Source organism: Acidobacteriota bacterium, from assembly GCA_009861545.1.
Lineage (GTDB): Bacteria > Acidobacteriota > Vicinamibacteria > Vicinamibacterales > UBA8438 > WTFV01.
In genome coordinates this window covers 22,157-28,929 of the sequence record VXME01000158.1, presented here as the reverse complement: position 1 = coordinate 28,929, position 6,773 = coordinate 22,157, and the positions used below count along the sequence as shown (strand labels likewise).

The window sequence follows — 6,773 nt, the reverse complement described above, 5'->3', positions numbered from 1 at the left end:
TGGACTGGCGACCCGTTTCGTGCCGCAAACGTCCTGCGGCGCAGACTCCTAGCGCCCCGAAACGCTTCGCTGGCTCGGCGTTTCGGCCCATCCCCCGCTCCATGACCCGGTTGGGCGGCAATCGGAGCAGAAGGCGACGCTTTGTCGGGCCAGCGTTTCGGGCTCGCAGGGTCGCGGATCCGGGTTTCGTCCACAGCCGAACCGCGGGCGACCCGTCGCCGGCTGTGGAGACCGGTTCCATCCACCGATCCCGGCCCGCGCCGCCGAGATTGTCAACGGCTCGGTCCTTCGTTAAGTCATTGATCAGACTGCACTTGAAATGCCCGTCAACGTTTCCACAGACCTTCCGATCCTGCTATACTTTAGAGATCATTCAGATCCAGTACATGGTTGTTCGCCATCCGATGCGAGCCGTCCAGTCGAGGTCACCGTCCCCATGGAACTGACCGTCCAGAAGGGCGATCTGCTGCACGAGCTTCAGCTCTGCCAGGGGATCGTCGAGCGCAAGAACACCATTCCGATTCTCGGGAACGTCCTGCTCGAAGCGAACGACGCCGGCAGCGTGCGCCTGCTGGCGACCGATCTCGAAGTCGGGTTGCGGAGCCAGTGCCAGGCATCGATCTCCCGCGCCGGCGCGCTGACGGTTCCCGCCAAGAAGCTGTTCGAGATCGTGCGGGCGCTGCCGGATACGGAAATCCGGCTCGAGGCGGGAGCGCACGGAGCCGTCAACGTGTCGGCGGACCGCTTCGATTCCCGGATGCAGACACTGCCCCGAGAGGACTTTCCGACGCTGCCGGATCCCGGCGTCGATGGTGCGGAGACGGTGGCTCGCGAGGCCCTGCGGGGCATGGTGATGAAGACGCAGTTCGCGATTACGGGCGAGGACACCCGCTATTTCCTGAACGGCGCGCTGTTCGTTCTCAAGCCAGGCTCGATGAGCCTGATCGCGACCGACGGTCACCGCCTGGCGCTGGCCTCCTCGGCGTGGGACGGAACGGACGTTCCGGACGGCGAAATCCGGGCGATCCTGCCGAAGAAGACTCTCGGCGAGCTGTCGCGGCTGTTGGCGGGCGGGGAGGGCGAAGTACGGTACACCCGCGGCGAGAGTCACTTGTTCTTCGAGATCGACGGGCGTCAGCTCATCTCACGCACCATCGACGCGCAGTTCCCGGCCTACGAGCGCGTCATTCCGACCGGCAACGACAAGCTGGTCGATTTCGAGCGCGATCGTTTGAGCAGCGCGATCAAGCGGGTCGCGCTGCTGTCGAGCGAGCGCTCCCACGCGGTCAAGTTCCAGATTGCCGATTCGACGGCGGAGGTGACGTCGAGCAGTCCGGAACTCGGGGAAGCCAAGGAGGTGCTGCCCGTCGACTACACCGGCGCCGAGCTGCAGATCTGCTTCAACGCGCAGTACGTGCTGGAGTTCCTCGCGGTAGCCGAAACGGACAGTGTGACGTTGGAGCTGAAGGACGAGAAGAGCCAGGCCGTCATGTATCCGTCCGGCGAGAAGACAGCCTACACGTACGTGATCATGCCGATGCGCGTGTAGCCATCGTTCCCCGGCCGCGGGCGAGATGCAGATCCACCGCGAGCCAGCCATCGGAATCCGAATGACACAACTCGATCATGAAGGGGCGCGGCCTGCACCGCGCGCCGGTGCCGGCGCCCCGCCTCCCGTACCCGCCGGTTCCGCACCGTCAGCAGACGATCCGAAGAGCTACCGCGCCGATCAGATCAAGGTCCTCGAAGGACTCGACGCGGTTCGGAAGCGTCCGGCGATGTACATCGGCTCGACGGGTGCGCAGGGACTCCATCACCTGGTGTACGAGGTCGTCGACAACTCCATCGACGAGGCGCTGGCCGGCCATTGCGACACCATCCGGGTCACCGTGCATATCGACAACTCCGTGACGATCGCCGACAACGGCCGCGGCATTCCCGTGGACAGGCACGCGAGCGGGAAGTCGGCGGCGGAAGTCGTGCTGACGGTGCTGCACGCCGGGGGGAAGTTCGACAACGAGAGCTACAAGGTGTCGGGCGGGCTGCACGGCGTCGGCGTCTCGGTCGTGAACGCCCTGTCGGAGACGCTGGATCTCGAGATCTGGCGGGACGGTCAGGTCTATCGCCAGCAGTACGAGCGTGGCCGGCCGCTTTCCGGGATCGAGGTGATCGGTCGGACGAAGCGCCGCGGCACCAAGGTCACCTTCAAGGCGGACGAACAGGTCTTCGAGACCGTCGAGTACAGCTTCGATACGCTGGCGCAGCGCCTGCGCGAGCTGGCGTTCCTGAATGCCGGGGTGTCGATCACGCTGACCGACGAACGCAATGACAAGAGCCACGAGTTCACCTACGAGGGGGGCATCCGCTCGTTCGTAGAGTTCATCAACCGGAACAAGACCGTCGCCAACAGCGAGCCGATCTACATGCAGGGCGCCCGGGACGGCATCGACGCCGAACTCGCGCTGCAGTGGAACGACGGCTACGCCGACACGGTCTACGCCTTCGCCAACAACATCAACACCCAGGAGGGCGGAACGCACCTGTCCGGTTTCCGGGCGGCGTTGACGAGCACCATAAACAGCTACGCCAACCGGAACAACCTCGCCCGCGATCTCAAGGAGAGCATTGGCGGCGACGACATCCGCGAGGGTCTGGTGGCGGTCGTCAGCGTGAAGATCCCGCAGCCGCAGTTCGAGGGACAGACCAAGACGAAGCTCGGCAACACCGAGGTCAAGGGGATCGTCCAGGCGATCGTCAACGACCGGCTGGGTGCGTACCTGGAAGAGAATCCCGCGGTCGCCAAGCGTATCGTCAACAAGGCCATCGATGCGGCCCGCGCCCGCGAGGCGGCGCGCAAGGCGCGCGATCTGGTGCGGCGCAAGGGAGCCCTGGACAACAGCGCGCTGCCCGGCAAGCTGGCCGACTGCCAGGAACGGGATCCGGCGCAGAGCGAGATCTACATCGTCGAGGGCGAGTCGGCCGGCGGGTCGGCGAAGCAGGGGCGTGATCGGCGCTTCCAGGCGATCCTTCCCATCAAGGGCAAGATCCTCAACGTGGAGAAGGCCCGATTCGACAAGATGCTGGGCAGTGACGAGATCAAGACGATGATCGCGGCCCTCGGCTGCGGGATCGGCAGGGAGGACTTCGATCTCTCGAAGCTGCGGTACCACCGCATCGTGATCATGACCGACGCCGACGTGGACGGATCGCATATCCGCACGCTGCTGCTGACGTTCTTCTACCGCCAGATGCGCGAGCTGATCGAGCAGGGCCACGTATTCATCGCGCAGCCGCCGCTCTACCGTGCGAAGCGCGGCCGGTCGGAGAGCTACATCAAGGACGACCAGGAGCTGGAGGCCTACCTCATCCGGCGCAGCAGCGAGACCCGGGTCGTGCGCGCAGCCGAGACCGGGCGGACCTGGTCGGGCGAGGCCCTCGAGGCGGTCCTCCGCAAGCTGATTGCCTTCCAGCGGCTGCTGCAGGTGGTCGAGCGCCGTGGGCCGGATCCGGAAGTCGTCATGGCGGTGCTCGATCACGGTGCTCGGGATCGCACGTTCTTTGCCGATCGCCGCCGTGTCGACGCGGTGGCGGAGGCGATATCGCGACTGGAACGGACAGTCACGATAGAGGACGACGAGGAGCACGACGCGTGCCGCCTGGTCATCGATGACCGGCAGAACGGATTCGTCCGGCGTCAAGCGGTAGGCGTCGACTTCGTCGAGGGAGCCGAGTATCGCGCGCTGCTGACCCACCACGAGGATCTGGCGCCGTTGCGCGGCCCGCTCTTCGTCGGCGTCGAGCGGCCCGGGCCGGCCGCCGGCAGCGGCGCCAACGGCGGATCCGGCGAAGCCCCGTCGGGCGGCGGCGAGGATGCGACCGATGACGCGACCGCCGCGGGTGAGGCGGCCGTGACGGGCGGCGACGCGGCCCGCGACGGGCAGACGGAGATCGGATCGATGCGGGAGCTGGTCGATCACTTCATCGCCGCCGGGAAACGCGGCGTCGCCATCAACCGCTACAAGGGGCTTGGCGAGATGAATCCGGACCAGCTCTGGACGACCACGATGAACCCGGAGAACCGCACCCTGCTGCAGGTGCGCGCGGAAGACGACGCGGAAGCGGATCACATGTTCACCACGCTCATGGGCGACCAGGTGGAGCCGCGCCGCAAGTTCATCCAGGACAACGCCCTGGACGTGAAGAACCTGGACATCTAGGCGCTTGCGCCGCGGAACGCAGCGAAACCCCATGCCCGACGTCGAACGCCCCAACGTCCCCGTCACCATCGAAGACGAGATGCGCCGGTCCTACATGGACTACGCCATGAGCGTCATCATCGGCCGCGCCCTGCCCGACGTGCGCGACGGATTGAAACCGGCGCACCGGCGCGTGATCTACGGCATGCGCACGATGGGGCTCGCCTCGAACCGGGCGTACCGCAAGTGCGCCAAGATCGTCGGCGAGGTGATGGGCAACTTCCACCCGCATGGCGACGCGTCCATCTACGACACGCTCGTCCGCCTGGCGCAGGGCTTCAACATGCGCTACCCGCTGGTCGACGGCCAGGGGAACTTCGGGTCGGTGGACGGTGACCCGCCGGCGGCGATGCGCTACACCGAGGCGAAGCTGCAGTCGCTCTCCGACGACCTGATGGCCGATCTCGATCGCGACACGGTCGACTTCGTGGCCAACTACGACGAGACGACCGAGGAGCCCTCCGTCCTGCCCGCGCCGTTTCCGAACCTGTTGGTGAACGGCTCGGCCGGCATCGCGGTCGGGATGGCGACGAACATCCCGCCGCACAACCTGCGCGAGGTGATCGACGGAATCGTCTGGGTCGCCGAGCATCGGGAAGCGACGCGCCTGGACAAGGAACGGGAGCTGCTCACGCTCGTACCGGGTCCCGATTTCCCCACCGCCGGGTTCATCGTGGGACGGGCCGGCATCGTGCAGGCGTACCGGACCGGCCGCGGATCGATCACGATGCGGGCCCGCACCGACGTGGAGGAACCCCGCAAGAAGGGAGACCGTACCGCCATCGTCGTCACCGAGATCCCGTACCAGGTCAACAAGTCGCGCCTGCTCGAGAAAATCGCCGACCTGGTGCGCGAGAAGGTGATCGAGGGAATCGCCGACCTGCGCGACGAGTCCGACCGTCACGGCATGCGCATCGTGATCGAGCTGCGGCGGGGCGAGGTGCCGGAGGTGGTGCTGAACAACCTCTACAAGCACACGCCCCTGCAGACGTCGTTCGGCATCATCGCCTTGGCCATCGTGGCGGGCCGGCCACGGGTCCTCCCGCTCCTCGACCTCGTGGAACAGTTTCTCGAGTTTCGCAGGGAAGTGGTCCGCCGGCGCACCGAGCACGACCTCGCCAAGGCGGAGGCGCGCATCCACATCCTGGAGGGACTCAAGGTCGCACTCGACTATCTCGACGCGGTCATTGCCTTGATTCGCGCCTCGCGGAACCCCCCGGAGGCGCGGCGCGGCCTCATCGAGCGCTTCTCGCTTACCGAGATCCAGGCCCAGGCGATCCTGGACATGCAGCTTCAGCGCCTCACCGGACTCGAGCGCGAGAAGATCATCGAAGAGCTGGCCCGGCTGGCCGAGACCATCCGGGAGCTGCGGGCCATTCTCGAGAGCGAGCCGCTCCTGCTGGGCATCGTCGTCGACGAGCTCCGGGAGGTGCGCGAGAAGTACGGCGATGCGCGCCGCACCGAGATCATCGAGGGCGAGGACGGCGACTTCAGCATCGAGGACCTGATCGTCGACGAGGACGTCGTCATCACGGCCAGCAACACCGGGTACATCAAGCGAACCGCGGTGACGCAGTATCGGAACCAGCGCCGGGGAGGCAAGGGCCGGCTCGGCATGCGGACGCGGGAAGAAGACTTCCTGACGCACCTCTTCATCGCGTCCACGCATGCCTACATCCTGATCTTCACGGACCGCGGCCGCGTCTACCCCCTGAAGGTCCACCGGATTCCCGACGTCGGCCCGGCCGGGCGCGGCAAGGCCATCGCCAATCTCGTGGCCCTCGACCCGGAGGAGAGAATCGCCGCGCTGGAGACCCTCAGGGAGTTTCCGACCGATCCCGGCCACCACTTCGTCGCCATGGGAACGCGGCGGGGCGTGGTCAAGCGGGTCGATCTGAGCGCCTTTCGCCACGTGCGCTCGGGCGGCATCATCGCCATGGGGGTGGAGCTGGACGACGCGGTCGTCGGGGCCGAGCTGACCGACGGCGAGGGCGAGATCTTCATCGGCACCCGGGCGGGAATGGCCATCCGTTTCCCGCAGTCCGACGTGCGTTCGATGGGGCGCACGGCTCGCGGCGTCCGGGGGATAGCGCTCCGCGAGGGAGACGAGGTGGTCGCGATGACGGTCGTCCGGCCCGGCGCCACGCTCCTGACCGTGACCGAGAACGGCTACGGCAAGCGGACCGAGCTCGGAGAATACCGCGTGCAATCGCGTGGGGGAGTCGGTATCATAAGCATCCAGGCGAGCGAGAGAAACGGGAGGGTCGCCGGCGTCGCCTGCGTCGACGGCGATGACGAGGTCCTGTTGATCACGCAGCAGGGCAAGGTTCTGCGGATGGTCGCGCGGGACGCACGCCCCATCGGACGCGCGACGCAGGGCGTTCGGCTGATCGGAATCGGTGACGATGATCGCGTCGTCTCCGTGGCGCGGCTCGTCGAGAGAGACGGAGAATCGCGCGAGGATGCCGGCGAGGCGGATGACGAATCGGTCGCCGGCGATGACTAGGCCCGGTATCG

The 6,773-nt window shown here is 66.6% G+C and carries 3 protein-coding genes; all 3 read left to right on the top strand.

Translation table 11 applies throughout. The annotated features are described in order from the left end of the window. The first annotated feature begins 319 nt into the window (after positions 1-319). Positions 320-1,549, top strand: coding sequence for a DNA polymerase III subunit beta (gene dnaN / locus F4X11_24585; protein ID MYN68155.1), 1,230 nt, complete (start codon positions 320-322; stop codon positions 1,547-1,549). A 61-nt stretch (positions 1,550-1,610) separates the two neighbouring features. Then, on the top strand, positions 1,611-4,217 hold the full coding sequence (gyrB, locus tag F4X11_24580) for a DNA topoisomerase (ATP-hydrolyzing) subunit B (GenBank protein MYN68154.1): 2,607 nt from the start codon (positions 1,611-1,613) through the stop codon (positions 4,215-4,217). Between the two features lie 31 nt (positions 4,218-4,248). Continuing rightward, positions 4,249-6,762 carry a DNA gyrase subunit A gene (gene gyrA / locus F4X11_24575; GenBank protein MYN68153.1) on the top strand — a complete coding sequence of 838 codons (2,514 nt, stop codon included), beginning with the start codon at positions 4,249-4,251 and terminating at the stop codon, positions 6,760-6,762. Positions 6,763-6,773: the final 11 nt, after the last annotated feature.

Excerpts from the sequence above, each read along its gene's own strand:
- dnaN (MYN68155.1), top strand. The coding sequence starts at position 320 with ATGCCCGTCAACGTTTCCACAGACCTTCCGATCCTGCTATACTTTAGA.
- gyrB (MYN68154.1), top strand. The coding sequence starts at position 1,611 with ATGACACAACTCGATCATGAAGGGGCGCGGCCTGCACCGCGCGCCGGT.
- gyrA (MYN68153.1), top strand. The coding sequence starts at position 4,249 with ATGCCCGACGTCGAACGCCCCAACGTCCCCGTCACCATCGAAGACGAG.